This is a genomic window from Streptomyces sp. AM8-1-1 (assembly GCF_032229325.1).
GTDB classification, from domain to species: domain Bacteria; phylum Actinomycetota; class Actinomycetes; order Streptomycetales; family Streptomycetaceae; genus Streptomyces; species Streptomyces achmelvichensis.
Genome location: NZ_CP135086.1, coordinates 3,047,498 through 3,074,119, shown reverse-complemented (window position 1 = coordinate 3,074,119; position 26,622 = coordinate 3,047,498). Strand labels below are relative to the sequence as shown.

The window sequence follows — 26,622 nt, the reverse complement described above, 5'->3', positions numbered from 1 at the left end:
GTTCCGGCGGTTCACTCAAATGGTCTTGTCCGGCCCGCGCGGCAATACGGATCACGGAAGGCCCGGCGCGTATGCGCATTGGGCCGAATGGGGGGCAGCGGCGAGGCGTGCGTGTCATCTCTGTGCCTCATCCGTTTTGATCCGTGTGAGCCCGGACCCCGGGCAAACCGTCGAACAGAAGGTGCTGTTTCCATGAAGACTGCCAAGAAGGCCGCCCTGGTCCTCGCCACCGCTGGTCTCGCCGCCGGTTCCGCCGCCGGTTCCGCGTTCGCCGACTCCGGCGCCGAGGGTGGAGCCGCCCACTCGCCGGGTGTCCTGTCCGGCAACGTGGCCCAGGTCCCGGTCCACATCCCGGTGAACGTCTGCGGCAACAGCGTCAACGTGATCGGCGCCCTGAACCCGGCGTTCGGCAACGTCTGCGCGAACGACTGATCTCCGCTTGTGCGTTCCCAGGGTGGCGCCCCGGTCCTGATCGGGGCGCCACCCTTGTGTCCGGCCACCCGGCAACGACACGGCACGGCACGAGGGACACGAAACAAGGCGAGGGCGCGACAAAGGCGGGGTGCGGCCGTGTGGCTGCGCACCCCGCCCGGCTCGACGCCGTGCCGTGACGGCAGGCTCAGCCGCCGAGCTCGACCCCGCCCAGCATGGGGGTCAGCGAAGCCGCGGACTTGAGCACCTGCTGCGGGGCCTGGCCCTTGACGTTGTTGAGGTCGGTCACGGTCCGGGCGACGTCCGTCACGGCGGAGGTGTCCGCCTGGCCGAGATCCTGCGTCGAGGAGAGCGCCTTGGTCAGGCCGCCGTTGAGGCTCATCGGGGGCATGGCCGTCATGTCGGCGGCGAGTGCGGGGGAGGCCGACCCGATCGCGGCGACGGAGCCCACAACGAGCGCGGCAATCCTCGAGTGCTTCATCTTTTTCGCATCCCTTTCTCCGTGGCGTTCATCGCCATCGTCGGGTTGGCTAACGAGCCCTCGACGCCGGAGAAACCCCTGCTCGAATTCTCGTATCAACTGTTCATTGCGGTCGAACGTCTGCCCTGGTGCGGCCTTCTCGGCGGTCTGTTTCCGGGGCGAGCGAGCCATGCGTGATTTTCCGCCCGATCTCTGACAAAGTGCCTTCTGATTTGTCGCGTTGATCAAACATGGGGAGCCGTACATGTCGAAGTCGACGGGCTTCGCAGCGCGAGGCGCCCTGGGCGCCATGCTCTGCCTGGCGTTCTCGGCCGCTCCCCTTCCGGCCGGCGCCGCCCCGGGCGAGGAGTCGCCACGCCTTCCTTTCACCCAGCGGTATCAGGCCGTGCAGCACGGCGGTGTCGTCCGCACCGCCAATTCCGCGATCACCTGCCGCAGCCCGAAGTCCCCTTCGGCGGGCTCGTGTTCGGCGGTCCGCGCGGGTGGCAAAGGAGCCAACGACGACTGGGACATGTTCTACGTCGACGAGGACGACGACCCCAACACCTACAACTCCAGCCGTGCCGTGCTGGATCTGCCCGCGAACTCCCGTGTGACGTACGCCCGTCTGTACTGGGGCGGAAACCTGCGGGTCGGCGAGCAGAAGCCGCCCAAGGACAACGGCCGGATCCTGATCGCCGAACCCGGCGGCCGGTACAAGGCGGTCCTCGCCGACACCCGCGTCGCCCACCGTGACACGGCCGGCAGCGACGTCTACCAGGCTTCCGCCGACGTCACCCCGCTGGTGCGCCAGAGCGGCTCCGGCCTCTACACCGTGGCCCAGATCAATGTGGCCATGGGGCACTCCAAGGCCGGCGCCTGGGGCGGCTGGACGCTGGTCGTCGCGTACGAGAACAGTTCGGAGCCCCTGCGGCAGATCTCGCTCTGGGACGGTTTCGAGACGCTGGATGCCCGGCGCGCGACCCATGAGGTCCAGGTCGGCGGTCTGCGTATCCCCGCACGCGGAAACGGCCGCGCCGGGATCGTTTCGTACGACGGCGACCGTGGCCGGAAAGGCGACCGCGTGGACGTCCGTACGCCGGGCGGAAAAGCGTTCGGGATTTCCGATTCCGCGAATCCGGCGACCGATGTCATGAACTCCACGATCGCCGATCCGGCCGGTGCGATCAGCCGTCAGCCGCGCCATATGAACACGCTGGGATACGACTCCGACGTGTTCGACATCAGGCCCGCACTGGTGTCCGGTGGGACGAGTTTGATTTTCCGGTTCAACGCCGAAAACCTCGGATACTTCCTCGGCGTTCTCTTCGTGCAGGCAGACACCCGCCGCTGACATTCCGATGCGGCGCTGCTCGTTTGAGCCAGATCCACAGTCCACGTCCGAAGAGAGCCGCACGTGCCGCACAGCAGTCGGGCTGAGCCGAGCCAACTGACGATTTTTCACCTGGTCCAGCCGGTGGACGGGGGAGTCGCACGGGTCGTCACCGACCTTGTCCGGGCTCAGGTTGCCGAAGGGCTGCGGCCGGTCGTGGCCTGCCCCTCCGGCGGCGGACTCGCCGAGAGTGCCGCGGCGGCCGGCGCGCGGGTGCGGACCTGGTCCGCGGTCCGCGCCCCCGGTCCCGGACTGCCCAAGGAGGTTCTGACCGCGGCCCGGCTGATCCGCGGCACAGGTCCGCAGCTGATCCATGCGCACAGTGCCAAGGCGGGACTCGTCGCCCGGCTCGCCGTGCGCGGCCGGGTGCCGACCGTCTTCCAGCCGCACGCCTGGTCCTTCGACGCGGTGGAGGGGAGCGTGGCCGGGATGGCGCTGAAGTGGGAGCGCTACGGCACCCGTTGGAGCACCAGGACGCTCTGCGTCAGCGAGAGCGAACGGCGGGCGGGGGAGCGGGCCGGGATCGCCGCCCGCTGGGCCGTCATCCCCAACGGCATCGACCTCGGTCACTTCGGCTCGCCGGGCGATGCGCACGACGAAGACGAGGAGACCGGCCGCAAGCGGGCACGGCTCGCCCTGCCCGGGGCGGGTGACCTGCCCTCCGATGCGCCGCTGGTCCTGTGCGTCGGACGGCTGTGCCGGCAGAAGGGTCAGGACGTGCTGCTGCGCGCCTGGCCCCGGGTGCGTGAACTGGCCCCCGGCGCACGGCTGGTGCTGGCCGGGGACGGTCCCGACCGGGAGCAGCTCACCGGGGCCGCCCCGGGCAGCGTCCTGTTCGCCGGCGCGGTCCAGGACATCAGGCCGTGGCTGCGCGCCGCGGATCTCGTCGTCCTGCCCTCCCGCTGGGAAGGCATGGCACTCGCCCCGCTCGAAGCGATGGCCTGCGGACGGCCGGTCGTGCTGAGCGACGTCAGCGGGGCGCGGGAGAGTCTGCCGCCCGGCCACGAGGCCCACTGCCTCGTACCGCCGGACGATCCGCCGGCCCTCGCGGCCGCCCTCGGCCGGCTGCTCCAGGACGCGGAACTGCGCCGCACGCTGGGCCGCGAGGCGAAGGCCCATACGCGGGCGACCTGCGACGTACGGAAGACCGCCGCCGCCGTGTCCGGCCTCTACCAGGACCTCCTGAGCTCGCCCCGCCCCTCGACGAGGAAGCGCAACACACGATGACGACGGAGAGTGCCCCCGCGCCCCGAGCCGCCCATGCCAGGGCCGTCCAGCGCCCGGCCGCCACGATCCATCCGCCCCGCAGGGCCTCCGGCGGCGAGGCCGCGGCGCTCGGCCCCCGGAGCATCGACGGCCGCGGTCCGGTCCTGGCGCTGCTCGCCGCCGACGTGCTCGCCGTGGCGCTCGCCGCCGGTCTGCTGCTCCCCCGACTGCCCTGGCCGCCGGTCGTCCTCGGGCTCCTCGCGGTCCTCCAGCCGGCGGCCCAGGCCTGCCGCGGCCTCTACCGGCCGAGCCTGTCACCCTCGGCGCTCACCGAACTGCCCACGGTCGGCGCGCTGGCGCTGGTGCAGTGGATCGCCGTCGCCGAGGCGCTCTCGGCGTACAGCGGTTCTTACGCGACCGGCTGGACCACGCTGGCCGCTGCCGTCGTCGCGCAGACGGCGCTCTGCTGCGGTGCCCGCTCGCTCGTCTACCGCTTCCGGCGCTGGACGGCCGTCCGCCGGCCGCAGTCGGCACTGGTCATCGGCGGCGGGCCGCTCGTCCAGCAGGTCGTCCACGCGCTGTACGAGCACGCCGAGTACGGGATGCGGCCGGTCGGTCAGGTGGCCCCGCGAAGGGCACCGGCGCAGGGCGGGTCCGGGCCGCTGCCCGTGCTGGTCAGCCGGCAGGACGTCACCCGCGCGGTCATCCAGAACTCGGTGCGGCACGCCGTGTTCACCACGGAGCCGAACTGTGACGCCGAAACCAGCGGACTCGTCCCGCTGTTGACCGAACACGGCTGCCGCCTCTGGCTGGTGGACGGCGGGGCGGCCGCCGGGAGCCCCGCGTACCGGGCGTCCGGGCAGGACCATCTGTGGGGGTTCTCGGCGCAGCCCCTCGACGCCGGGCTGCACCGGCCCGTCGCCCGTGCGGTCAAGCGCGTCGTCGACATCGTCCTGGCCGCGGTCGCGCTGCTCGCGGCGGCTCCCGTGATGGCGGTGTGCGCGCTCGCCGTACGGTTCGCGGACGGGCCCGGGGTGATCTTCCGGCAGGAGCGCATCGGGCTGGACGGACGGCCGTTCGTACTGCTGAAGTTCCGCACGATCCGTCCGACCGACGAGCACGAGTCCGCGACCCGCTGGAGCGTCGCCCGCGACCGGCGCATGAGCCTCACCGGCACCGTGCTGCGCAAGTCGTCGCTCGACGAACTGCCGCAGCTGTGGAACGTGCTGCGCGGGGACATGAGCCTGGTCGGCCCGCGGCCCGAACGGCCGTACTTCGTCGCCACGTTCAGCCGGCTCCACCCCGGCTACCAGGCGCGCCACCGGATGCCCGTCGGCATCACCGGGCTCGCCCAGATCAACGGACTGCGCGGTGACACCTCCATCGAGGAGCGCGCCCGCTTCGACAACCACTACATCGACACCTGGACGCCCTGGCAGGACGTGTGCATCCTCGCGCGCACCGCCGTCTCGCTGTTCCGGCTCGGAGGCAGCTGAGCATGAGCGTCATGTGGGCCGCCGAGCCCGCCGTCCTGCCCGCCGGGCCCCCGGCGGGACCCACGCCGACGGCCGACCGTGTCCGCCGCGCCGCCGCCCACTGGTGGCCGCTGCTGCCGCTGATCATGACCGTCCTGCTGCTCGCCGCCCCGCTGGCCCCGCAGAGCCAGGCGGGCTCCGGCGGCCTCGCACCCGCCGACCTGGCCTCCGGTGCGCTGGTGCTGTTCGCGCTGGTGCGCGTGGCCTGGATGCGGGCCCGACCGCTGACCCCGGTGGCCGCGATCGTTCTCGGCATCCCCGCCGTGGGGTTCGCCGTGGCCACCGTCACCGCCGCCGACCCGCAGGCCGGCCTGCCGGGCCTCGTCCGCTACCTCCAGGTCTTCGTGCTGGTGCCCGCCGCCGTCGTGCTGCTGCTGCGCGACGCCCGCGACTTCCGCGTCGTCATCGGCTGCCTCACCGCTCTCGCCCTCGTGCAGGGCGCGATCGGCATCCACCAGTACGCCACCGGGACCGGCGCCTCGTACATGGGCGAGGACATCCGGGCCGTCGGCACCTTCGGACCGACCGACGTCATGGGTATGGCCACGGTCGTCGCGTACGGACTGCTGGCCGCCGCCGCCCTCGCGCTGCGCCCGCCCGCCGGGACGCCCCGCAAGGTCCGTCTTCTCGCCCCGGCCGCGGCCGGGGTGCTGATCGTGCCGCTGGCGCTGTCGTTCAGCCGGGGCTCCTGGATCGCGACCGCCGTCGGCGCCCTCGCCATGATCCTGCTGACGGGGCTGCGCCAGGCCGTACGGGCACTCGCCGTGCTCACCGCTCTCGGCGTCGTGCTGGTGGGTGGTTTCGGCGTCGGATCCGAGATGATCTCGCAGCGGCTCAGCAGCATCACCCAGGTGACCGCGGCACCCGACCGCTCCGTCACCGACCGGTACACCATGTGGGAGGCCGCGACGAGCATGTGGCGGGAGCAGCCCGCCGCGGGCGTCGGGCTCAAGGGCTTCCCCGCCCACCGTGACGGTCACGCCTCCATCGGCCTCTCCTCGGGCAGCGACACCGCGGGCGCCGGTCACGCCTTCCAGAAGCAGCCCCTGCTGTCGCCGCACAACATGTATCTGCTGGTCCTCAGCGAACAGGGCCTCATCGGCCTCACCGCCTTCGCCGGCAGCTGGGCGGCGGTCCTCGTCGGCGGAGTGCGCCGGCTGGTCCACGCCCGCCGGGTGCGCACCGCGGCGGCGGACTGCGGGCTGGCCGCCGTCGGACTGATGCTCTGGCAGACCGTCGACTTCCTGTACGCGGACATCGGAGGCCCCTCGACCGTCCTCACCGGCGTCGTGTTCGGCCTCGCCGCCTGGTGGGCGCTGGCCGCCCTCGACGAGAAGACCGCCGCGTGAACGACACCAGCACCGGACCGGCCGTACGGCCCGCACCGACCGGTACCGAGCCGCCGCGGCTCGGCACCTTTCTCGCCAGGGCCGCCGCCGTCACCGCCGGTCTGACCGCGGCCGGGGCGCTCCTCGGTCTCGTACGCGACCAGGCCATCGCCCAGATCTTCGGCGCGAGCACCGACAGCGACGCGTTCCTGATCGCCTGGACCGTGCCGGAGATGGCGTCCACGCTCCTCATCGAGGACGCCATGGCGCTGCTGATGGTGCCCGCCTTCAGCCACGCCCTGGCCCGGCGCGCCGCCGACCGCGCGCGCGACCCGGTGCGTGAACTGGTCTCGGCCACCCTGCCCCGGCTGTTCGCGCTGCTCGCCTGCGCGGCCGCCCTGCTGATCGTGTGCGCGCCGTTCGTCGTGGGAGTGCTCGCCCCCGGCTTCGACAATCCCCAACTGGCCGTCGACTGCACGCGGCTGACCGCGCTGACCGTCCTCACCTTCGGGATCGCGGGGTACTTCAGCGCGGCGCTGAGGGCACACGGCACCTTCGTGCCGCCCGCCGGTGTCTATCTCGCCTACAACGTCGGCATCATCGCCACCACACTGGCGCTGCACTCCCTGTGGGGCGTACGCGCCGCGGCGGCCGGGGTCGCGGTCGGCGGGCTGCTCATGGTGCTCGTGCAACTCCCGTCGTTCGTCCGGCGGGTGACCCGGACCCGGACCCGGACCCGGCCGCGGCGCGCCAGGCGCATCCCCCGGCAGCGCAGCGCCCCGCCGCTCATCGGGTTCGCCGTCCTCGCGCCGGTCGTCCTCTTCGCCGTCAGCCGGCAGTCGCAGGTCCTCGTCGAGCGGTTCCTCGCCTCGTCCCTGCCCGGCGGCGCGATCTCCCATCTCAACTACGCGCAGAAAGTCGCCCAGTTGCCGATGGTGCTGTCGCTGATGATTTGCACGGTCACCTTCCCGGTGGTCGCGAAGGCGATGGCGGACGGCGACCGGGAGCGGGCCCGCCGCCGGGTGGAGCACGATCTGGCGCTCGCCGGCATGGTCGTGCTGCTCGGCACCGCGCTCGTCCTCGGCTACGCGCCCCAGCTCATCGAAGTCCTGTTCCAGCGCGGTGCGTTCGACGCGCAGGACACCGAGACCACGGCCACCGTCATGCGCGTCTACGCCACCGGGCTCCTCGGCCACTGCCTGGTCGGCGCGCTCGGCCGGCCGTTCTTCTCCGCCGGGCGTCCCACCTGGTACCCGGCCGCCGCGATGGCCGGTGGTCTGCTGGTCACGATCGTCGCGGGCGCGGCGGCAGTCGGCCGCTTCGGTGTGTACGGCATCGCGGCGGCCAACGCCGCCGGCATCACCACCACCGCCGTGCTGCTGCTGTGCGGTCTCGGCTCCCGGGTGATCGCCATCGAGGTCCGCTCGATCGGCATCTCCCTCGGCCGCCTCGCCGTCGCCGCCGCCGTGGCCGCCGTCGTCGGCGGGCTGACGGCTCCGCTGGTGACCGGCCCCCTGCTCAGCACGGTCACCGGCTGCCTGCTGGTGCCCGCAGTCTTCCTCGTCACGGGGTTCGCCGTCAGAGCCCCGGAAGTCCTCCACCTGCTGACCCTGACCCGGCAAAGGATCCGTCATGTCCGCTGACACGGCGCAGACGCACCCCGTCGCACCGACCCGCACCGGCCGTTCCGTCCGGCCCTGGATCCTGATGTACCACTCGGTGGCCGATCCGACGGACGATCCGTACGGCATCACCGTCGCCCGTGACCGGCTCGACCTCCAGCTCGGGTGGCTGCGCCGCCGCGGGCTGACCGGTGTCGGTGTCGGCACCCTGATGCGGGCCCGCGCCCGTGGCGAGGACCGCGGCCTCGTCGGCCTCACCTTCGACGACGGGTACGCCGACTTCGTCGACGCGGCCCTGCCGGTGCTGGAGCGCCACGACTGCGCGGCCACCCTGTTCGTCCTGCCCGGGCGGCTCGGCGGCAGCAACGAATGGGACCCGGAGGGCCCCCGCAAACCGCTGCTGACGGAGGAGCAGATCCACGCCGCCGCCGCGGCCGGGACGGAGATCGCCTCCCACGGTCTCTACCACGTCGACCTGACGACGCTCGACGACGAGGTCCTGCGTCAGGAGACCCTGCGCAGCCGCGAATGGATCCACCAGCTCACCGGCGCGTTCCCGGAAGGCTTCTGCTATCCGTACGGCACGGTCGACGAACGGGCGATCGAAGCGGTGCGGGAAGCGGGCTACACCTACGGCTGCGCGATCCGGCCCGGTGCCCTGGCCGGACGGCACGCCCTGCCCCGTACGCACATCAGCCAGGCCGACCAGGGGCTGCGCCTGACGGTGAAGCGGCTGCGGCACCGGCTCGGGACGTGACCGCGGTGAAGGCGCTGCACATCATCACCGGCCTCGGCGCCGGCGGTGCCGAGCAGCAGCTGCGGGTGCTGCTGCGCCATCTTCCGGTGGACTGCGACGTGGTGACGCTGACGAACCCCGGTGCGGTCGCCGACGGGCTGCGGGCGGACGGCGTCGACGTGGTGCACCTCGGGATGCGAGGCAACCGGGATCTCCAGGCGCTGCCCCGGCTGACCCGGCTGATCCGGCGGGGCGCGTACGACCTCGTCCACACGCATCTGTACCGCGCCTGCGTCTACGGCCGGATCGCGGCGCGGCTCGCGGGCGTCCGTGCCACCGTTGCCACGGAGCACTCGCTCGGGCAGGCCGAGATCGAGGGCCGGCCGCTCACCCGCCCGACCCGTGCGCTGTACCTCGGCACCGAGCGGCTGGGCTCGGCGACCGTCGCCGTCTCCGACACGGTGGCGGCCCGGCTGTCCGACTGGGGCGTGCCCGCCGAACGGATCCATGTCGTCCCCAACGGCATCGACGCCGCCCGTTTCCGCTTCAGCGCCACCGAACGGCTCGCCACCCGGGCCCGCCTCGGCATTCCGCCGGACGCCTTCGTGGTGGGCGGGGTGGGCCGCCTCGTATCCGGCAAGCGCTTCGACGTCCTGGTCCGCGCGGTGGCGGCGCTGCCCGGCGCCCGGCTCCTGGTGGCGGGCGACGGCCCCGAACTGACCACGCTGAACACCCTGGCGGCCCGGCTCGACGCCGCCGACCGCATCCGCTTCCTCGGCGAGTGCGACGCCCACGCCGGTGTGGGCGCCCCCGCCGTCCCGGCGCTGCTGAGCGCCATGGACGTGTTCGTCTCGGCCTCCCGCGAGGAGGCCTTCGGACTCGCCGTGGTCGAGGCGCTGGCCGCCGGTCTGCCCGTACTGCACAGCACCTGCCCGGCCGTCGAGGACCTGCCGTCCCGTCAGGCGCCCGGCGCCCGCCGCATCGACGGCACCACGCAGGAGCTGACGGCCCTCCTGCTGGACCGGATGACGGCGGGAGCGCAGCGGTTCGATCCACCGCCCGCCGTCGCGCACTACGACATCGCACGCAGCAGTGAACGCCTCATGGACGTCTACGCGCACGCGCTCACCCCGAGCCCTTCCCGCATGCCCACCCCCTCGACCGAGAGAACACGCCGATGACCGAGTCGCCCCAGCAGGAACCCGCCACCCGACGAGGGCACGGCCGGCTGCGCGCCAGGAACTCGCTGCCCCTGTGGTGGCCGCTGCCCGCGTGCGTACTCGCCGGTGCGCTCTGCGGCACCGTGTACGGAGTGGCGGCGACACCGCAGTACGCGGCCACCAGCTATGTCATCGCCGTCTCCGACAAGGACGCGCAGCCCGGTGCCGCGCTCGGATTCGCGCAGGCGTACGGCCGGATCGCCACCAGCGACTCCACCCTCGCGGGCGCGCGCGTCGCCGCCGGGGTCTCCGCGAAGACCCTGCGCAGCCACGTGCGCACCGAGACCTCGCCCGACTCACCGATGATCGCGATCACCGGTACGTCGGAGCGGCCCGCCGAGGCGGCCGACTTCGCCAACGCGGTGGCCGACGCCGTCTTCGTCAGCAGCAACCAGGTGGCCAAGAACACCGGGGTGCGGCTGATGAGCTTCTCCCCGGCCATCCCGCCCGCCGAGCCCGTCTCCCCGTCGGCGCCCCTCGCCGCTGCCGTGGGCGGCTGCACCGGAGGGCTCCTGGGCGGGCTGTTCCTGCTCGTGCGCCCCCGGCGTGGCCGGCGGCCCTCGGCCATGACCGTTCCGGCTCCGGCCGGTTCCGTCGCGGCCGAGAGGGAGCTGGTCTGATGGACGGAGAACGGGAGGGCCTGGCCGTCACGCTGGTCCGGGACCAGCGGGACTTCGCACGGCTGCGGCCGGAGTGGGACAAGCTGCAACGCCGCTGCTCCACCGCCACACCGTTCCAGAGCCACGCCTGGCTGGAGTCCTGGTGGCTCTCCTACGGCATGGACGGGCGGCTGCGGATCGTGCTCGTACGCCTGGACGGGCGGTTGATCGCGGCCGCCCCCCTGATGCTCGTCCACCGTCCGATGCCGCTGCTCGTCTCCCTGGGCGGCCAGATCTCCGACTACGGCGACATCCTCGTCGACGACGAGCACGCGGACTGTGCGATCGAGGCCCTGGAGAGGGGACTCCAGCACGCGGCCCGCCACGCTGTCATCGATCTGCGCGAGGTACGGCCCGGGGCAGCGGCGGAGCGGCTGTACGAGAGCTGGACCGGGCCCCGGCGGCAACTCGCCGACTCCGTCTGTCTGGAGCTTCCCGCTCAGCCGATGGACGAACTGGTCAAGCGCATGCCGGCCAGCCGGGCCCAGCGCGTACGCGCGAAGCTGCGCAAGATCGACGCACTGAGGATCGAGGGCTACACCGTCACCGAGCACGAGGTGCCCGCCGCCATGGAGCACCTGCTGCGGCTGCACGAACTCCAGTGGCGGGGCCGCGGGGTGACGGTCGAGCATCTGCGTCCCAGGTTCGCGGAGCATCTGGTGCGGGCGACCCGCCGGCTGGTCCGCGACGGGAACGCGGCGCTCACCGAGTACCGGCTGGACGGCGAGGTCGTGGCCGCCAACGTGGCCCTGATGTCCGACGGGCTCACCGGCGGCTATCTCTACGGCGCCCACCCGGAGCTGCGCGAGAAGAAGGTCGACGTCGCGACGATGCTGCTGCGGCACGACGTCAACCTGGCGGCGGCGACCGGCCGCAGGGTGGTGAGCCTGCTGCGGGGCAAGGAGTCGTACAAGAACCACTGGCGTCCCGAGGCGGTCACCAACCAGCGGCTGATGATGGCGCCGTCCCGGCTCGGGCCGGCGCTCTCCCTGCACGCCGGGCGGGCCCAGTGGCGCGACCACGCCGCGGGGACCGTGAAGGCACGGTTCCCCGCCGCGCAGCAGTGGCGCGCCCGCCTGAACGACCTGCGGGCGGCCGGGCCCCGCTAGACCGTGCCCGCTAGAACCAGCTGCCGGGCAGCGGCACACGGATGCAGATCTGCCGGTCGTACACGCCCGCGCCCTGTCCGAGCCAGGCACCGAGCCTCACGGGGAAGCACCACTCGATGGAGTTCGTCTCCTTCGGCGGGGTGGTGGCTGTCGGCTTCGGCGCCGGCTTGACCGGTGTGGAGGAGGACGGGGTCGGCTGCGCAGCCGGCGTGGTCGGAGCGGCCGGGACGGGTGTCGTCTCGACCGGCTTCGGCGTCACCGGAGCGGTCGGTGTCGGAGTCGGTGTCGGAGTCGGTGTGGGAGTGGGCGTGGGCGGCGCGGGCGTGGGGACCGGCACCGGTGCCGACTCGTCGGGCTTCGGCGTCGGCTTGGGGACGGGCACCGGCACGACGGGCGGACTGGGCACCACCGGAGGAGTCGGGACGACCGGAGGAGTGGGCACGACGGGCGGAGTGGGCACGACCGGCGGTGTCGGAGGGACCGGCTTCGCGAACAGCATCGACCGAAAGACCATCGACGACTTGGGGTTGTCATCACACTGCCAGACACCGTGCGGACAGTAGTCTGTGATGGTCTGGTAGAGCGGTTTGTGCCGCTCGATCCATTCCAGCATTCCCCGCATGTACTCCGGGTTGTCGCCGTTCCGGAAGAGTCCCCATTCCGGGTACGAGATCGCCTTGTTGTGAGCCGCAGCGAATTCGACCTGCTTCTGCAGTCCGTACGGAGCCGTCGCCTGTTCCTGGAACGTCCGTCCGGGAGCCTGGTCGTACGAATCCATACCGATGATGTCCACGACGTCGTCGCCCGGATAGCACTCGGTCCAGGGAATCGCGTCCGTCCCCCGGTTCGGGGCGAAGTCGAAGCGGAACTTCTGCCCCGGCACCGAACGCATGGCCGTGACGATGCGATTCCAGTACGTCTTCCAGGACGCCGGATCCGGGCCGCAGCGGTGCGTGTAAGTGATGCCGTTCATCTCCCAGCCGAGCACGATCACCGTGTCCGGCGCCCCCAGGTCGACCAGACGGCCTGCCAGAGTCCGGAAGTGGTGATCGAACTGACCCTCGGCACCCGCCCTCAGCAGTCGGCGGACCTCGTGGTCGGGGACGCGCGCCTCGTTCCGTTCCAGCATGGGCACGTTGAGGACGAACAGCCGGTCCTCCGCGCCGCGCCGCCACCGGGCCCACTCGTCCAGGAACTGCGAGCCGCCCTCGATGTTGGTCCACAGGTCGCCCGGCAGATAGGTGTGACCGACCTTCAGTTCCGCGCCGCCGAGCCATCGCGAGAGTTCCGCCATGCGCCGGAGGCCGTCGGGGCCGTAGTGGAGATAGGCGCCCATGGCCACCGACGAGGCACTGATCGGGGCCGGCGTCGGGTCGTCGGCCGGGGCCGCGCCCGCCGGCAGTTCTCCGTAGACGCCCACGGAGATCAGGAGACTGGCGGCAACCGTCCCGATGCAGGTGCCGGTGAGCCGGCGCCGTTGGGTCATGGCTCCTCCTTGCGAGCTGGCGGCCTGTCAGACCTGTCCGTGCCGTCGCATGCACGACGTACACGACCGTAGGCAGAAAGTCTTACTAATGGGCTGTCTGAAAGCTCGTCAGTAGGCCATTTGCGATACGGGGCGCGTTATTCAGGACCATCCAGGTGAAAGTTGTGACGTTGATGCCACCGTTCGACGCCGGAGTTCCCGCTCTGGTGCTGCGACTCGACCGAAATCCCTTTCACCACGGCACACTCGGAGCGGTCAGATCACTGGGTCGCGCGGGTGTCGAAGTGCATGCCGTGGTGGAGGCGGCCCACAGTCCGGTCGCCCGCTCCCGCTTTCTGCACCGGGCGCATCCGGGGCTCCGGGGAGCCGTCACTCCCGAGGCCTTCGTGGAGATGCTGCTGCGCGTCTCGGACCGGATCGGCCGGCGGGCCGTCCTGGTCGCCATGGACGACGTGAGCGCGATCCTCGCCGCCGCGCAGGGGCCGCGGCTCGCCGAGCGCTACCTCTTTCCCGAGCAGCCGACCGGGCTGCCGGGGCGGCTCGCGGACAAGGCCGAGCTGGCGGGCCTGTGCGCCGCCGCGGGGATCGCCCATCCCGACACCGTCGTCCCCGACAGCCCCGGCGAGGCGGCCGGTGCCGCGGACCGGCTGGGTCTGCCGCTGGTGGCGAAGTGGAGCCGGCCCTGGCTGCTGACACCCGCCACCGGGCTGCGCAGCACGACACTCGTGCGTTCCGCGGGCGAGGCACGTGAACTCTTCGCCCGCAGCCCGCACGCCGGGAGCCGGCTGCTCCTCCAGCGCTTCCTGCCCGACGCGCCGGCGTCCGACTGGTTCTTCCACGGCTACTTCGGCCGAGACTTCACCTGTCTGCACGGGGGCAGCGGACGCAAGCAGCTGTCCTGGCCGGTCGGCACCGGCCTCACCGCGATGGGCCGGTGGCAGCCCAACCCCGAGGTGGAGGAGGCCGCTCGGCGGCTGGTCTCCCATGTCGGCTACCACGGCATCCTCGACCTCGACTTCCGGCGCGAGGAGTCCACCGGCAGCTATCAGCTGCTCGACGTCAATCCGAGGCCCGGCGCCCAGTTCCGGCTCTTCACGGACACGGGCGGACTGGACGTCGTGCGGTCCCTGTACCTCGACCTCACGGGCGGTCCCGTGCCGGGCCCGTCCGGCCGGCCGGGCCGCGTGTTCGTCGCGGAGAACTACGCCCTGCTCTCCGCCGCCGTGTCCGTACGCCGGGGGAGGCCCGCCGCCGGCCCGCGGCCGAAAAGCCCGGCGCAGGGCGTGGAGACCGCCTGGTTCGCACGGGACGACCCGCGGCCCTTCTTCTCCATGACCCGGGCCTGGTTCGGCCGCGGGCTGGGCAAGGGGGCCGGACGGCTGCGGGCCCTGCTGGGACCGCACCCCGCCGCCGCCTCCCACGGACCGCCCCGGCCGCGGGCGTCGGCCACCGACGGCTCCGCCGACCGGCCCGACGCCGCATCCCTGACCTGAGCCGTCGCGCGCCGCGCGCGGCCCCAACGTCACGGCCCCGAGGCCCTGACCCACCCGAGCCCCGATGGCAGAGAGCGAGAAGCGAACCATGTACGACGTGGCAGTGATCGGCGCGGGCCCGTACGGCCTGTCGGTGGCGGCCCATGCCGCCGCGGCCGGGATGAGTACGAAGGTCTTCGGCCGGACCATGGCCTCCTGGCGCGACCACATGCCGGAGGGCATGTTCCTGAAGTCAGAGCCGTGGTCGTCCAACCTCTCGGATCCGGGCGGCGACCGTACGCTCGAGCGCTTCGGTGCGGAACAGGGCTTCGCCACCCGGCACGGAGAGCCGCTTCCCATCGGGGCGTTCACCGACTACGGCCTCTGGTTCGCCGAGCACGCGGTCCCGGGCGTCGACGGGCGGACCGTCACGTCGGTGGCGCCGGCCGGGGGCGGATTCCATCTCGCGACGGCCGACGGAGAGCGGGTGCCCGCCCGTACCGTCGTCCTGGCCGTCGGGGTCATGCCCTTCGTCAACATCCCCGGGGCGCTGGCCGCTCTGCCGCCGCAGTACGTCTCGCACAGCAGCGGTCATCGGGACCTGGACCGCTTCCGCGGCCGGGACGTCGTGGTCGTCGGGGCGGGCCAGGCGGCGCTGGAGACGGCGACCCTGCTCGCCGAGCGCGGTGCTCGGCCGCACCTGGTGGCCCGCGCGGACCGGATCAACTGGAACACCGTGCCCGAGCCGCTGGAGCGTGGCCCGCTGCGGTCGCTCCGCAGCCCGCACAGCGGCCTCGGAACCGGCTGGACGAGCTGGGTCTGGTCACAGACGCCGTGGGCCGTACGGAAGTTGCCCGCATCTACGCGCGAGCGCATCGCGAGCACCGCGCTCGGCCCGGCCGGTGCCTGGTGGCTGCGGGAGCGCTACGAACGGCAGGTGCCCGCGCTGCTGGGACACCACCTGCACGGCGCCGGCGTCCAGGACGGCCGGGTACGGCTGGTCCTCGGCGCACCCGGCGGGGGTACGAGCGCCCTGGACGCCGACCATGTCGTCGCGGCGACCGGCTTCACCCCCGACCTCGACCGGCTGGGACTGCTCGACGCCTCCCTGCGGCGGGCGGTCGCCACTGTCGGCAGCAGCCGGGCACCGGAGTTGAGTGCGGGGTTCGAGTCCTCGTGCCCGGGCCTGTTCTTCGCCGGGCTGCTGGCGGCGCCGTCCTTCGGTCCGTCGATGCGCTTCGTCCACGGCGCGACCTTCACCGCGCACCGGCTCGTCGCCGGGGTGCGCCGACGGCTGCGCGACAGGACTCCGGCCCATGTGCCGCAGCCTGCCGCGCCGGTCGCCGCGGGGTCGGTGCCGGCGGTCAGGCCGGGTGGCGGTCGTCGTGGAGCCAGCCCCTGCGGGGCGGCGGAGGACCGTTGAAGGGGTCGGGGGGATTGGCCGCTGGTGTCGGGAAGTGGGAGAGGCGGTTCCACTCCAGGTCGGGCCTGCCGGGAAGGGCACGGCCTGCGGCTGCCCACTCCTTCGACAGCTGGTCGTAGATGGGGTTGCTGCCGGTGGGCGGGCCCGCCGGGCGGGGACTCGGATCCGGCGTGGAGAGCGTCTGGACGCGCTGCCATCGGGCAGGCGCAGTTGTCCTTGCCATAAGTCGGCAAACGCCTGCCCGCAGCCGAAGTCACTGCCGGGGGGTGAATACGGGGTACGGCAGGAACGGTTTTTCGAGCCCGGGTGGTGCGCCGGGCATGTGCGCCCCCCTCGCGCGCCCTCGAACCACCGCGGGAGACACGGACGGCGACACGCCTCCGGATGGCGGCTTTCCGGCGGAAAGGCCGTGATGATGCGGAAAACGGCTCGCACCAAAGGGGTCCGATGCGTCAGGTAGTTTCCGCGCTGCTCCTCTCGGCGCTCGTGATGGGCGCCACCGCCTGTCAGAGCGCCTCCGACGGCGACCGGACACCGCCGTCGGGCGCCGCCCACAAGACGGCGCCGCCCGACGCCAAGGCGTCCGGGACAGGACGGACGGGCGCCCGCGGCCCGGCCGCCCGGGGTCCGGCCCTCATCGGTGACACGGTCGATCTCGGCGGCCGGGCGTTTGGCGAGCACCTGCGGGTGTCCGCCCTCGGATACGTCGACCCCGCCCGTAGCGTCCGCACCGCGCAGCGGCCCGCGGCCGGCAAGCGGTGGATCGGTGTCGACCTCTCCGCGGTCAATGTCGGCGGGACGTCCTACGACGCGCGCATCACGAAGGCATGGGTCACCGACGAAAAGGGCCGCCGCCATCCGGCGATCAAGACGGGCGAGATCACCACGGGATTCCCGGCGGCATGGAACACCCTTGCGGCCGGTGAACATGCCGAGGGCTGGCTGGTATTCGAAGTCCCGGAAAACGCCCGGATCACGCGGTTCCACAGCACCGTCGGGGATTCGCCCGTCACCTGGCAGCTTCAGCCTCCCCCATCCAGGTGAATGTGTGGAGGGGCGGGGCCCGGCAGGGCACTAGGGTGCCGAGCCATGACCACTGCGAACACCGCGAAAAACCCTGCTCAGCGCCGCGAGTTGGGAACGCTCTCCGTTCTCGCCTGGACCGGCGACCCCGAAGCCGGCCACGACATGCCGTATCTGCTGGCGTATTCGCTGGGCGACGGTGCGGAGGGCCCCGAGGCCGGTGAAAAGGCCGCCCTGGAAATGATCGGCGAATTGGGGCTGAAGACCGGTGGCGGTATGACCGACGCCACCCAGGCCTCCGTCAACTCCCCGATCCGGCTGCTCGTCGAGGGTGGCCAGGCCGTCCTCACCCTGCCGGGGCTGAACGCCCAGTGCACCGTCCCGAAGGAGTGGCTCACGGCCGCCGAGGGGCGGGGCCATGTCCACTTCATGATCGCGAGCCGGCCGTGGGCCGAGGCGGCCCCGGGCCGGCCCGTCACCGAGGAGATGATGCAGGCCTTCCTCGGCGACGAGCAGACGCTGCTCACCGCGGCCCATGTCCTGCTGCCGGTGGGCCAGTTGCGGGCCTGATCCACTCAGCGCGGCTCGAAGGCGAACGGCAGGGCGCGGACCCGGTTGTCGAAGCTGGAATCGACCAGCTCGGCCGCGCCCACGGCTCGCAGGTCACGAGGCCGGGTGAACAGCTCGTGGAAGAGCGCCTTCATCTCCTGCCGCGCCAGATGGGCCCCCAGGCAGTAGTGCGGCCCGCCGCCGCCGTACCCCAGATGGGGGTTGGGGTCGCGGGTGATGTCGAAGACGTCGGGATTCTCGAAGACCGCCTCGTCGCGGTTGGCCGACGCGTAGAAGAGCACCACTTTCTCGCCGGGGTGGAAAGCACGGCCACCGAGCTCGCACGGGGCGGCGACGGTACGGCGGAATTGGATGATCGGCGTCGAATGGCGCACGATCTCGTCCACCGCGCCGTCGGCACGGCGGTCGAAATCGGCCATCAACAGGGCGCGCTGATCGGGATGTCCGGACAGCAGCGCCAGTCCGTGGGCGATCGCGTTGCGCGTGGTTTCCACCCCGGCGACGAGCAACAGGGAAAAGAAGGCACCCAGTTGGCGTGAGGTGAGGGACTGGCCGTCGATATCGGCGGTCACCAGTGCCGAAATGAGGTCACCGGTCGGGCGGCTGCGCCGCTCCCGGGCCAGTTTCGCCATCACCAGCTGCATATGGGCCAGCGCACGCAGTCCGCGCCCGGGCATGCGCAGTCCGCGTTTCACCCCGACGTTCTCCGACGCCTGGTCGATCCGTTCGGCGATCTCCCTGCGGTACCGCTCGGGGATGCCCATCAGATTGCAGATGATCTCGAACGGCATACGGGAGGCGACGGACGCCACGAAGTCGCGCGGGCGTTCGGCGATCATCTCGTCCACGATGCGCCGGGCGACCTCGCGCACATCGTCCTCCGCGTCGGCGAGCAGCTTCGGGGTGAAGGCCCGCGAGACGATCCTGCGCATCCGGGCGTGCTCGGGACCGTCCATGTTGACCATCGAGTTGCCGAAGACCGCCTTGGCCCAGGCGGCAGGCTCCGGTGTGGTGACCCCGGGCGCACTGGCGAACTCCTTCGGCCGGCGGCTCGCCTCCATCACATCGGCGTGGCGGACCAGCGCGTGGAAGCCGGGCGACGTGCCGAAGTGCGCGGGCGCGGGGAGGCCACGCAGCAGCGCGAAGGACTCCAGGCGGGCGGAGCGCGGCAGCCGCCAGAACGACGGATCGGCGAGATCGACGTCCTCAACACGCAGCGGGGGCGGTGCGGACGACTGCTTCGGGACCTTCATGACCACTACCTCCTGGGGCTCGGGCGGCCATGCTGGCCCACGCACGGGGGCCGGATGACCGCCTGGAACCCGAGAGTGGACGAATTCCCACGGACGCGTGACGCCGCGCGTCAAGGGACGCGTTGCTGCGGACAGGGGAACTTTGCACTGGTTCAGCCATCCGGCTCGTTGGAGCAGGGCGACACAGAGTCTGTTGAGCCAGAGGGGACGTACGTAGCAATGAAGTTGACCACCCGAGGGTCTCTTGCGGCAGTCATCGCGTGCATGGCGTCGGCGGTGGCGGCCGCGCCCGCCGTGGCCGGTACGTCGGTGCCGGTCACGCTGCCGCTGGAGAGCCTGGAGACGGTTGTCCCGCTGGAGGCCCCCGCGCTGAGCACCGGCGTCCCGGTGCTGGTGCCCGGTGCGCCCGAGGCACCGCGTCATGTCACGGGGCGGCTGCTGCCGGAAGGCACGGTGCCGCAGGTGCCGTTCTCCGGCGAGGTGCCGAAGACCCTGCTCGAACTGCCGGTGGAGAACGTGCTGGGCGAGGGCAATCTCGGAGTCGCGACCGCCGGTTCCGAGGCCTCCGACCTAGAGCTGAGCAGCCCGGGGGCGTCCGTCGGCGCGCCGCTGTCGGCGCCGCGCCCCGACCACTTCGGGCAGCCCGAGCCGGTGCTGCCCGAGCTCGCCGTGCTCACGCCCTCGGTGGTGGGTGACCCCGTCGCCCATCTGCTGCTGAGCTGACGCACCGTGCCCGGGTGGCCGGCGGCGCCCGTACGGCAGTGAAGTGACAGTCGTACATCCGGCCACCCGGACGAGGAACCCTTTCGCGGCCGCCTCGTTGACAACTCCGAAGCACGGCCACGTCGAAAGAGCGGACCCATGCGCATCCTCACCCGTCGCGTCGCACTGCGCGCGTTGTTCACGATCGGCGTGGTCGCGGGCACGGCCGGGGTACTCGCGCCGGTCGTCTCCCGCAGGCCCGGCACCGGCTCACCGGGCACCGACGCCGCCTCGGGCTCCGAGCTGGAGCGGTTCACGGAGATGTACCGGGGCCGCCGTATCGAGGGCGCCGCGACCTATATGGTCCCCGCCGATTCCGGCGGTGAGCTCTCCGCGGCGGCCAAGGGCCTGCCGAGTGTCGAAGTCCGCATCGACGGACGTCCGTTGCACGTCATGCGGCGCGCCGACGGCAGCTATCTGAGCCTCGTCAACCACTACGAATCGTTCCCGACGCTGCGTGACGTGGCCCGCGCCGCGGTCGATGAACTGGGCGCCGAACAGCTGGCGCTGTCCCCGGCGCACTCCCCGCTTTCCTCGTCCAGCACCTGAACCGGGAGGGGCCCACCGGTGCACACCCGCAAGAACCAGCGGAACCTCAGCCGCAGCGAGAAGCGGCGGCTGGTCGACGCGCTGCTCGCGCTCAAGCGCTCGGGACGCTACGACGAGTTCGTCCGGATGCACGGCGAGTACTACGTCCCCGATGCCGAGAAGGGCCCGCGTGCGGCCCATATGACGCCGTCGTTCTTTCCCTGGCACCGCAGGTTCCTGCTGGAGTTCGAGCGCGCGCTCCAGAAGGTCGACCCCGGGGTGTCCGTTCCCTACTGGGACTGGACGACCGACAACACGCCCGCGGCCTCCCTGTGGGCCGAGGACTTCCTCGGCGGCAACGGCAGGACCGGTGACCGGCAGGTGATGACCGGCCCGTTCGCGTACTCGAACGGGAACTGGAGGATCAACGCCCGCGTCACCGAGGGGAAGTTCCTGACCCGGAACTTCGGCCGCCCCTCGGACCCCGTGTCGCTGCCCACCAAGAACGATGTCGCCAAGGCCCTCAGGGAACCCGCCTACGACGCGGCCCCCTGGGACTCCACCGCGAAGACCGGCTTCCGCAACGCCATCGAGGGCTGGAGCGCCGGCGGCCCCGCACGGTGGCGCAACCACAACCGGGTGCACCGCTGGGTCGGCGGTCTGATGCTGGGCGCGACCTCGCCCAACGACCCGGTGTTCTGGCTCCATCACGCGTTCATGGATCTGCTCTGGATCCGCTGGCAGCAGGCGCACCCGCGCTCCGGCTATCTGCCGCGCACCCGCCTCGCCGCGTCGGATCCGCAAGCCGGACGCGTGTTCGCCCTCGACGAGCCGATGCCGCCGTGGAACGTACGGCCGTCGGCGCTGCTCGATCACAGCCGTCTCTACCGCTACGCATAGCGAACCGGCCGCCCCCTGTTCATGGCGGGAGGCGGCCGGCCCGGTGCCCGGTGAACGACCGAGGCCTCTCCCTTCCGACCGGAAGGGAGAGGCCTCGGTGCTGTGGGGTTGGGCTCAGCCGCCGTAGGCCTCGTCCGTGTCGTTCCCGCCGTTGTTCACGCACTGGTTGCCGAAAGCCGGGTTCAGCAGCGCGATCACGTTGACGGTGTTGCCGCAGACGTTGACCGGGATGTTCACGGGCACCTGGACGACATTGCCCGAGGCGACACCGGGGGAGTGGGCAGCGGCGCCCTCCGCTCCGGCGTCGGCGGCGGCCAGACCGGCACCGCCGGCCAGGATGGCGCCCGATCCGGCGACGACGGCCACAGCCTTCGCGATACGCGACATCAGTTCTCCTTGCAGATGAGAGCCAGGCCACATCGTGTGACCTTCACGTTCTTCAACGCGCCGACCCGGAGGCGGTAACGGTGGCGCACGAAGTTGTCGTCATATGCGGCTGACCGGAATCCGTCCCTTGTCGGCTTGTCGCGGGACCCCAACAATGCGCATGACAAACCGAAGGACCCCTTCGGTCACAGAAGTCGCAAGAGGGGACCCCCACATGAAGAAGCCTCTCGTCGGCGCTTTTCTCGCTCTGACACTCCTCGGGGCGGGCGCGGCACCCGCCGTCGCGGTCGCCGCACCGGACGCGGCGCCCGCCGCCACGAGCGCCGAACCCCGCGCCAAGGCCCCGGTCGACGTCAAAGCCGTCGATTTCGCCGGGACCGTGGCGCTCAGCAACTGCTCGGGATCGGTGGTGCGCATGCCGGCCTCCGAGCCCGACGACCCCTCCCTCGTACTCTCCAACGGACACTGCATCGAGAGCGGCTTCCCGGCCGCGGGCGAGGTCATCGTCGACCAGCCGTCCAGCCGTAGTTTCAGCCTGCTCAACTCGGCGGGCAGTAGAGTCGCGACGCTCCGCGCGAGCAAGATCGCGTACGCGACGATGACGGACACCGACGTCTCGCTCTACCAGCTCACCCGCACCTACGCGCAGATCGAGAGCAGCTACGGAATCAAGGCGCTGGAGGTGAACGCGGCCCACCCGGTCAAGGGCACGGCCATCAAGGTCGTCTCCGGGTACTGGAAGCGCATCTACAGCTGCTCGATCGACGGCTTCGCCTACCGGCTGAAGGAGGGGGAGTGGACCTGGAAGGACTCGGTCCGCTACACCTCCAGCTGCAACACCATCGGTGGCACCTCGGGCTCACCGGTCGTCGACAACGCCACGGGCAAGGTCGTCGCCGTCAACAACACCGGTAACGAGTCCGGCGGACGGTGCACGGACAACAACCCCTGCGAGGTGGACGAGAGCGGCAACGTCACCGTTCGCCGGGGCATCAACTACGGCCAGCAGACGTACCAGATAGTCCCGTGCGTCGGCCTGGACAACAAGATCGACCTCGGCCGGCCGGGCTGCACGCTGCCCAAGCCGTAGGTCCTGGCCCGGGGCGCACGCTGGCCCGGTCGTAGGGGTGCACGACGGCCGGACCCGTGACCCGTCGCGCGGTCCGGCCGTTGCACCGGGCGTGATCAGCCACAAGTACGCCGCCGCTGCCGCGGCCGCCGCATGCGCCCTCGCCGTCACGTCCTTCGGGACCGCCCACGCCGCCGCTCCCGACCCGGGCGGCAGGGCCGGTGCCTCGAACGAGATCGACCGGAACCTCATCAAGCCCCCGCCGGGCGGTGTCCTCGCGCCCGTCGCCGACGCCGCCGGCAAGATCCTCCCTCGCTGACGCTGCTCGTTCGATCGCTTGTTCGGTTTTATGGTTACCCTGGAAGCATGGCCGCACATCTCCAGGGCTCGCTCTTCGACCAGACCGACGAGATCCGACTCGGTCCGCTGGACGGCGTCCGGCGGACCGTGCTCGGCGACGGCGCCTGGATCGACGTCCTGCCCGGCTGGCTCCACGGGGCGGACGCCCTCTTCGAGGAGCTCCGCTCCGGTGTTCCCTGGCGCGCCGAACGGCGGCAGATGTACGAGCGCGAGGTGGCCGTGCCCCGGCTGCTGGCCCACTACCGGGAGAGCGACCCGCTGCCGCACTCCGTGCTGGACGAGGCCCGCGACGCGCTCGACGCGCACTACGCCGAGGAACTCGGTGAGCCCTTCACCACGGCGGGGCTGTGCTATTACCGCGACGGCCGGGACAGCGTCGCGTGGCACGGCGACACCGGAGGGCGGGCGTCCCGGCAGGACACCATGGTCGCCATCCTCTCGGTCGGCGCGCCCCGCGATCTGCTGCTGCGCCCCCGCCGGGGCGGCGGCCCGTCCGTGCGCCGGGCGCTCGGGCACGGCGACCTCATCGTGATGGGCGGGTCCTGCCAGCGGACCTGGGAGCACGCCGTGCCGAAGACGACCCGCGCCACGGGGCCGCGCATCAGTATCCAGTTCCGGCCGCAGGGCGTGCACTGAGCCGCCCGACGGGGACGGCGGGACGCCGGCCGGCCGTGCGCCCCCACGCCGGGGCTGTCAGGCGCGCGGTGTCCTGCGCACCGAACGGCCCGCGAGTACATCCGTCCGTACGCCGTCCTCGATGACGAACCGGCCGTCGATCAGGACGTGCGGGATACCGGTCGGCAAGGTGCGCGGCTCCTCGAAGGTGGAGCCCGCGGCGACCGTCTCCGGGTCGAACAGCACCAGATCGGCGCGGTAGCCCTCGCGGATCAGGCCCCGGTCCGGCAGGCGCAGCCGGGCCGCCGGGCGTGAGGTGAGGTGGGCGACGGTCTCCTCCAGGGAGAGGATGCCGAGCTCCCGGGCGTAGCGGCCGAGATAGTGCGGGAAGGTGCCGTACGCGCGCGGGTGCGGCTTGGCGCCCTGGAGGATGCCGTCGCTGCCGCCCGTGTGGACCCGGTGGCGCATGATCGCGCGGACGTTCTCCTCATGTCCGACGTGCTGGAGGATCGTCGAGCCGAGACCGTCCTCGATCAGCAGCCGGCGGGCGGTGGCCCAGGGGGCCTCGCCCCTCGTCCGCGCGGTCTGCTCGATCGTCCGGCCGACATGGGAGGCGAGCGCCGGGTCGGTGACGCCCGAGATCTCGATGGTGTCCCACTCGATGGGCACGCCGTGGCAGCCGTCCGAACCGATCTCCTCCAGATGGTGGCGGATCCTCTCGGCCGCGGCCTCGTCCCGGAGGCGGGCGAGCACCGCGTCCGGACCGCCCTCGCTCGCCCAGCTGGGCAGCACGGCGACGAGCGTGGTGCAGCCGGGGGTGTAGGGGTAGGTGTCGAGGGAGATGTCCGCCCCCTCGTCGAGCGCCTTGTCGAGCAGGGCGAGGAGATCGGGTGCCTTGCCCTTGTTCACCCCGAAGTTCATGGTGGCGTGGGCGAGATGGAGCGCGCAGCCGGCATCCCGGGAGACCTCGACCATCTCCTCGTAGGCCTGGAGGGCGCCGGCGCCGTAGGAGCGGTGGTGGGGGCAGTAGTAGCAGTCGTAGCGGGCCACCACCCGGCACAGCTCGGTCAGTTCGGCGTCCTTCGCGTACATCCCCGGCGTGTAGGTCAGACCGGAGGACATGCCCACCGCGCCCTGTTCCAGGCCCTCGGCCACCAGGCGCTTCATGTGGTCCAGCTCGGCCCCGGTCGCCGGGCGGTCGTCCCAGCCCACCGCGTACATCCGCACGGTGCCCTGCGGGATCAGATACGCGGCGTTGACCGCGACACCCCGGTCGAGGCGGTCCAGGTACTCGCCGACCGTGCGCCAGTCGAAGTCGACGGAGGAGTCCGAGGGGCCGCCGCCGTTCCAGCCGGTGATCGCCTGGCGGACCGCGTCGAGGGTGCGGTCGTCGACCGGGGCGTATGACAGACCGTCCTGGCCGAGCACTTCGAGCGTCACGCCCTGTGCGGCCTTCGCCTCGTGTGCGGGGTCGCGCAGCAGGGCGAGGTCGCTGTGGGCGTGCATGTCGATGAAGCCGGGGGACAGGGCGAGCCCGGCCGCGTCCACGGTGCGCGCCGCGGCCGGGCGGGGACCGTCGCCCTCGCGGTGGATCGCGGCGATGCGGCCGCCGTCGACGGTGACGTCCGCACGGTAGGAGGGGGCGCCGGAGCCGTCGATGACGTGGGCGTCGCGGATGACGAGGTCCATGGGACGACCGCCTCTCAGAAGAAGGTGCGGATGTAGTCGGTGACCGTGCCGTCGGCCTCGACCAGCGGGATCAGCTGCCACTTGTCGAAGGAGGTGCACGGGTGGGACAGGCCAAGGCCGACCCAGTCGCCGACCTCCAGCTCGGCCTCCGGGGCGGTGCGCACCCAGCCGTGCTGGTCGGACAGACCGCTGACGGTGATGCCGGTGGCCGGGCGGATCTCGCCGGTGCGGCCGTCCCGGACGACCTGCGCCTCGGGGAGGTCGAGGTCGTAGGCGGCGTCCCGCTTGCCCGCGTTGACGAAGGCCTGCTCGCCGTTCGGGCGGGAGATGACCTGGGCCCAGAGGCGGAACGCGGGCTGGAGGGTGCCCTCGTCGGGGACGCGGTTGAACGGGGTGAGGTGGCGGTAGTGGCCGTCGTCGTGCGAGACGTATGCGCCGGACCGCAGCAACTTGCAGACCGGCAGCGAGAGTTCGGGGATGTCGGCGAACACGTCGGCCACCGCGTCGAACCACGCGCTGCCGCCCGCGCTGATGATGATCTCGTCCGCGGCCGCGAAGCGCCCCGCCTTGTCGAAGTCCGCGGCGAGCGCGGTCAACCGGCGGAGCCACGCGCGGACCCGGTCGCCGTCCGCCTGCGGAACCTCGCCCTCGTACCCCGCGACACCGACGAGGCGCAGCGTGGGGGCGTCGGCGACGGCGTCGGCGATCGCCGCGCAGTCGGCCTCGGTGCGGGCGCCGGTGCGGGCGCCGTCGCCGGCGCCGAGTTCGACGACGACATCGAGCGGGCGGGAGGCCCCGGCCTCCCGCAGGGCCTCGTTCATCAGCTCGGCGCCGCGCACCGAGTCGACATAACAGACAAAGCGGAAGTCCGGATCGGCGTCCAACTCGCCGGCCAGCCAGCGCAGGGCGACGGCGTCGACGACCTCATTGGCGAGGAAGATGTGCCGGATGCCGTGCGCGCGGTAGACGCGGACCTGGTGGGGCACGGCGGCGGTGATGCCCCACGCGCCGCGCTCCAGCTGGCGTACGAAGAGCTGCGGCGCCATGGAGGTCTTGCCGTGCGGGGCGAAGGCCAGACCGTGGCGCTCGGCGTACGTCTCGAGGAGCGCGAGGTTGTGCTCGACCGACTCGGCGGACAGCGCGAGGACGGGCGTGGTGAAGCCGCCGTCGAAGAGATTGCGCCGCTCGGCGGCCAGTTGGGCGACCGTGAGGCCCTCGGCGTCCGGCGGGAGCGCCTTGAAGCGGTGGTCGACACGCTCGTCACCGAGCTGGTCCACGCGCTCGTTCCCGAACTCGTCGGTGGGCCGGTCGGCGGCCATGGGAGCCTCCTCGAAAGGTCTCATTGCAACATCTGCAACAGTCATTGCGTATAACGCTTAATGGTG

At 71.9% G+C, this 26,622-nt stretch carries 27 protein-coding genes; 21 read left to right on the top strand and 6 right to left on the bottom strand.

Annotated elements, in window-relative coordinates; translation table 11 throughout:
* Positions 1–192 precede the first annotated feature (192 nt).
* Entirely contained in the window at positions 193–432 is a 240-nt protein-coding gene (locus tag RPQ07_RS13730; RefSeq protein WP_313944422.1) for a chaplin, read from the top strand.
* A 187-nt stretch (positions 433–619) separates the two neighbouring features.
* On the opposite strand, the gene RPQ07_RS13725 is transcribed toward RPQ07_RS13730, so the two are convergent.
* A complete protein-coding gene (locus RPQ07_RS13725; RefSeq protein WP_313944421.1) occupies positions 620–913 on the bottom strand; it encodes a hypothetical protein in 294 nt (97 codons plus the stop codon).
* Between the two features lie 21 nt (positions 914–934).
* Here RPQ07_RS13725 and RPQ07_RS13720 point away from each other — a divergent pair, with 21 nt between their 5' ends.
* The 10 genes from RPQ07_RS13720 (at position 935) to RPQ07_RS13675 (ending at position 11,700) form a co-directional block, all read left to right on the top strand.
* A complete protein-coding gene (locus RPQ07_RS13720) occupies positions 935–1,090 on the top strand; it encodes a hypothetical protein (RefSeq protein WP_313944420.1) in 156 nt (51 codons plus the stop codon).
* A 67-nt stretch (positions 1,091–1,157) separates the two neighbouring features.
* Complete coding sequence (locus RPQ07_RS13715) at positions 1,158–2,246, top strand: DUF3344 domain-containing protein (protein WP_313944419.1); 1,089 nt, start codon at positions 1,158–1,160, stop codon at positions 2,244–2,246.
* Positions 2,247–2,309: 63 nt separating this feature from the next.
* Positions 2,310–3,512, top strand: a complete 1,203-nt coding sequence (locus RPQ07_RS13710) for a glycosyltransferase family 4 protein (RefSeq protein ID WP_313944418.1) — start codon at positions 2,310–2,312, stop codon at positions 3,510–3,512.
* Entirely contained in the window at positions 3,509–4,987 is a 1,479-nt protein-coding gene (locus RPQ07_RS13705) for an exopolysaccharide biosynthesis polyprenyl glycosylphosphotransferase (protein WP_313944417.1), read from the top strand. Before RPQ07_RS13710 ends, RPQ07_RS13705 begins: the two co-directional genes overlap by 4 nt.
* 2 nt (positions 4,988–4,989) lie before the next feature.
* Positions 4,990–6,375 (top strand): O-antigen ligase family protein, encoded by a 1,386-nt coding sequence (locus RPQ07_RS13700; RefSeq protein ID WP_313944416.1) that lies wholly within the window; start codon positions 4,990–4,992, stop codon positions 6,373–6,375.
* Positions 6,372–7,997: a murein biosynthesis integral membrane protein MurJ gene (gene murJ / locus RPQ07_RS13695; protein ID WP_313944415.1), complete on the top strand. Its 1,626-nt coding sequence runs from the start codon at positions 6,372–6,374 to the stop codon at positions 7,995–7,997. The genes RPQ07_RS13700 and murJ overlap by 4 nt, the downstream gene beginning before the upstream one ends.
* Complete coding sequence (locus RPQ07_RS13690; RefSeq protein ID WP_313944414.1) at positions 7,987–8,733, top strand: polysaccharide deacetylase family protein; 747 nt, start codon at positions 7,987–7,989, stop codon at positions 8,731–8,733. The genes murJ and RPQ07_RS13690 overlap by 11 nt, the downstream gene beginning before the upstream one ends.
* 5 nt (positions 8,734–8,738) lie before the next feature.
* Positions 8,739–9,893 (top strand): glycosyltransferase, encoded by a 1,155-nt coding sequence (locus tag RPQ07_RS13685; protein ID WP_313948886.1) that lies wholly within the window; start codon positions 8,739–8,741, stop codon positions 9,891–9,893.
* Positions 9,890–10,552: a lipopolysaccharide biosynthesis protein gene (locus tag RPQ07_RS13680; protein ID WP_313944413.1), complete on the top strand. Its 663-nt coding sequence runs from the start codon at positions 9,890–9,892 to the stop codon at positions 10,550–10,552. The genes RPQ07_RS13685 and RPQ07_RS13680 overlap by 4 nt, the downstream gene beginning before the upstream one ends.
* Positions 10,552–11,700: a GNAT family N-acetyltransferase gene (locus RPQ07_RS13675; protein ID WP_313944412.1), complete on the top strand. Its 1,149-nt coding sequence runs from the start codon at positions 10,552–10,554 to the stop codon at positions 11,698–11,700. The genes RPQ07_RS13680 and RPQ07_RS13675 overlap by 1 nt, the downstream gene beginning before the upstream one ends.
* Positions 11,701–11,710: 10 nt before the next feature.
* On the opposite strand, the gene RPQ07_RS13670 is transcribed toward RPQ07_RS13675, so the two are convergent.
* Positions 11,711–13,186: a glycoside hydrolase family 26 protein gene (locus RPQ07_RS13670; RefSeq protein WP_313944411.1), complete on the bottom strand. Its 1,476-nt coding sequence runs from the start codon at positions 13,184–13,186 to the stop codon at positions 11,711–11,713.
* 173 nt (positions 13,187–13,359) lie between these two features.
* On the opposite strand from RPQ07_RS13670, the gene RPQ07_RS13665 reads away from it, so the two are divergent.
* From RPQ07_RS13665 to RPQ07_RS13650, 4 genes are all read left to right on the top strand, one after another.
* Positions 13,360–14,679 carry an ATP-grasp domain-containing protein gene (locus RPQ07_RS13665; RefSeq protein ID WP_313948885.1) on the top strand — a complete coding sequence of 440 codons (1,320 nt, stop codon included), beginning with the start codon at positions 13,360–13,362 and terminating at the stop codon, positions 14,677–14,679.
* An 88-nt stretch (positions 14,680–14,767) separates the two neighbouring features.
* Positions 14,768–16,081 carry an FAD-dependent oxidoreductase gene (locus tag RPQ07_RS13660; RefSeq protein ID WP_313944410.1) on the top strand — a complete coding sequence of 438 codons (1,314 nt, stop codon included), beginning with the start codon at positions 14,768–14,770 and terminating at the stop codon, positions 16,079–16,081.
* Positions 16,082–16,528: 447 nt separating this feature from the next.
* Complete coding sequence (locus RPQ07_RS13655; RefSeq protein WP_313944409.1) at positions 16,529–17,125, top strand: DUF4352 domain-containing protein; 597 nt, start codon at positions 16,529–16,531, stop codon at positions 17,123–17,125.
* Between the two features lie 45 nt (positions 17,126–17,170).
* Positions 17,171–17,674, top strand: coding sequence for a DUF5949 family protein (locus RPQ07_RS13650; RefSeq protein WP_313944408.1), 504 nt, complete (start codon positions 17,171–17,173; stop codon positions 17,672–17,674).
* A 5-nt stretch (positions 17,675–17,679) separates the two neighbouring features.
* On the opposite strand, the gene RPQ07_RS13645 is transcribed toward RPQ07_RS13650, so the two are convergent.
* Positions 17,680–18,927: a cytochrome P450 gene (locus RPQ07_RS13645; RefSeq protein WP_313944407.1), complete on the bottom strand. Its 1,248-nt coding sequence runs from the start codon at positions 18,925–18,927 to the stop codon at positions 17,680–17,682.
* 264 nt (positions 18,928–19,191) lie between these two features.
* Between RPQ07_RS13645 and RPQ07_RS13640 the strand changes: the two genes are divergently transcribed.
* From RPQ07_RS13640 to RPQ07_RS13630, 3 genes are all read left to right on the top strand, one after another.
* A complete protein-coding gene (locus RPQ07_RS13640) occupies positions 19,192–19,650 on the top strand; it encodes a hypothetical protein (protein ID WP_313944406.1) in 459 nt (152 codons plus the stop codon).
* A gap of 138 nt (positions 19,651–19,788) precedes the next feature.
* Positions 19,789–20,238 carry a tyrosinase family oxidase copper chaperone gene (locus tag RPQ07_RS13635; protein ID WP_313944405.1) on the top strand — a complete coding sequence of 150 codons (450 nt, stop codon included), beginning with the start codon at positions 19,789–19,791 and terminating at the stop codon, positions 20,236–20,238.
* An 18-nt stretch (positions 20,239–20,256) separates the two neighbouring features.
* Positions 20,257–21,117 carry a tyrosinase family protein gene (locus RPQ07_RS13630; protein WP_313944404.1) on the top strand — a complete coding sequence of 287 codons (861 nt, stop codon included), beginning with the start codon at positions 20,257–20,259 and terminating at the stop codon, positions 21,115–21,117.
* Between the two features lie 114 nt (positions 21,118–21,231).
* On the opposite strand, the gene RPQ07_RS13625 is transcribed toward RPQ07_RS13630, so the two are convergent.
* Positions 21,232–21,504: a chaplin gene (locus RPQ07_RS13625; protein WP_313944403.1), complete on the bottom strand. Its 273-nt coding sequence runs from the start codon at positions 21,502–21,504 to the stop codon at positions 21,232–21,234.
* 214 nt (positions 21,505–21,718) lie between these two features.
* Here RPQ07_RS13625 and RPQ07_RS13620 point away from each other — a divergent pair, with 214 nt between their 5' ends.
* The 3 genes from RPQ07_RS13620 (at position 21,719) to RPQ07_RS13610 (ending at position 23,569) form a co-directional block, all read left to right on the top strand.
* Positions 21,719–22,594: a serine protease gene (locus RPQ07_RS13620; RefSeq protein ID WP_313944402.1), complete on the top strand. Its 876-nt coding sequence runs from the start codon at positions 21,719–21,721 to the stop codon at positions 22,592–22,594.
* 91 nt (positions 22,595–22,685) lie between these two features.
* The gene (locus tag RPQ07_RS13615; RefSeq protein ID WP_313944401.1) at positions 22,686–22,892 is read left to right on the top strand and encodes a hypothetical protein; all 207 of its coding nucleotides are present in this window, start codon (positions 22,686–22,688) and stop codon (positions 22,890–22,892) included.
* A gap of 47 nt (positions 22,893–22,939) precedes the next feature.
* On the top strand, positions 22,940–23,569 hold the full coding sequence (locus RPQ07_RS13610; RefSeq protein ID WP_313944400.1) for an alpha-ketoglutarate-dependent dioxygenase AlkB: 630 nt from the start codon (positions 22,940–22,942) through the stop codon (positions 23,567–23,569).
* A gap of 57 nt (positions 23,570–23,626) precedes the next feature.
* Here the strand turns inward: RPQ07_RS13610 and RPQ07_RS13605 are convergent, their stop codons facing one another.
* Complete coding sequence (locus RPQ07_RS13605; protein ID WP_313944399.1) at positions 23,627–25,237, bottom strand: D-aminoacylase; 1,611 nt, start codon at positions 25,235–25,237, stop codon at positions 23,627–23,629.
* Between the two features lie 14 nt (positions 25,238–25,251).
* Positions 25,252–26,556, bottom strand: coding sequence for an alanine racemase (locus RPQ07_RS13600; RefSeq protein ID WP_313944398.1), 1,305 nt, complete (start codon positions 26,554–26,556; stop codon positions 25,252–25,254).
* Positions 26,557–26,622 lie beyond the last annotated feature (66 nt).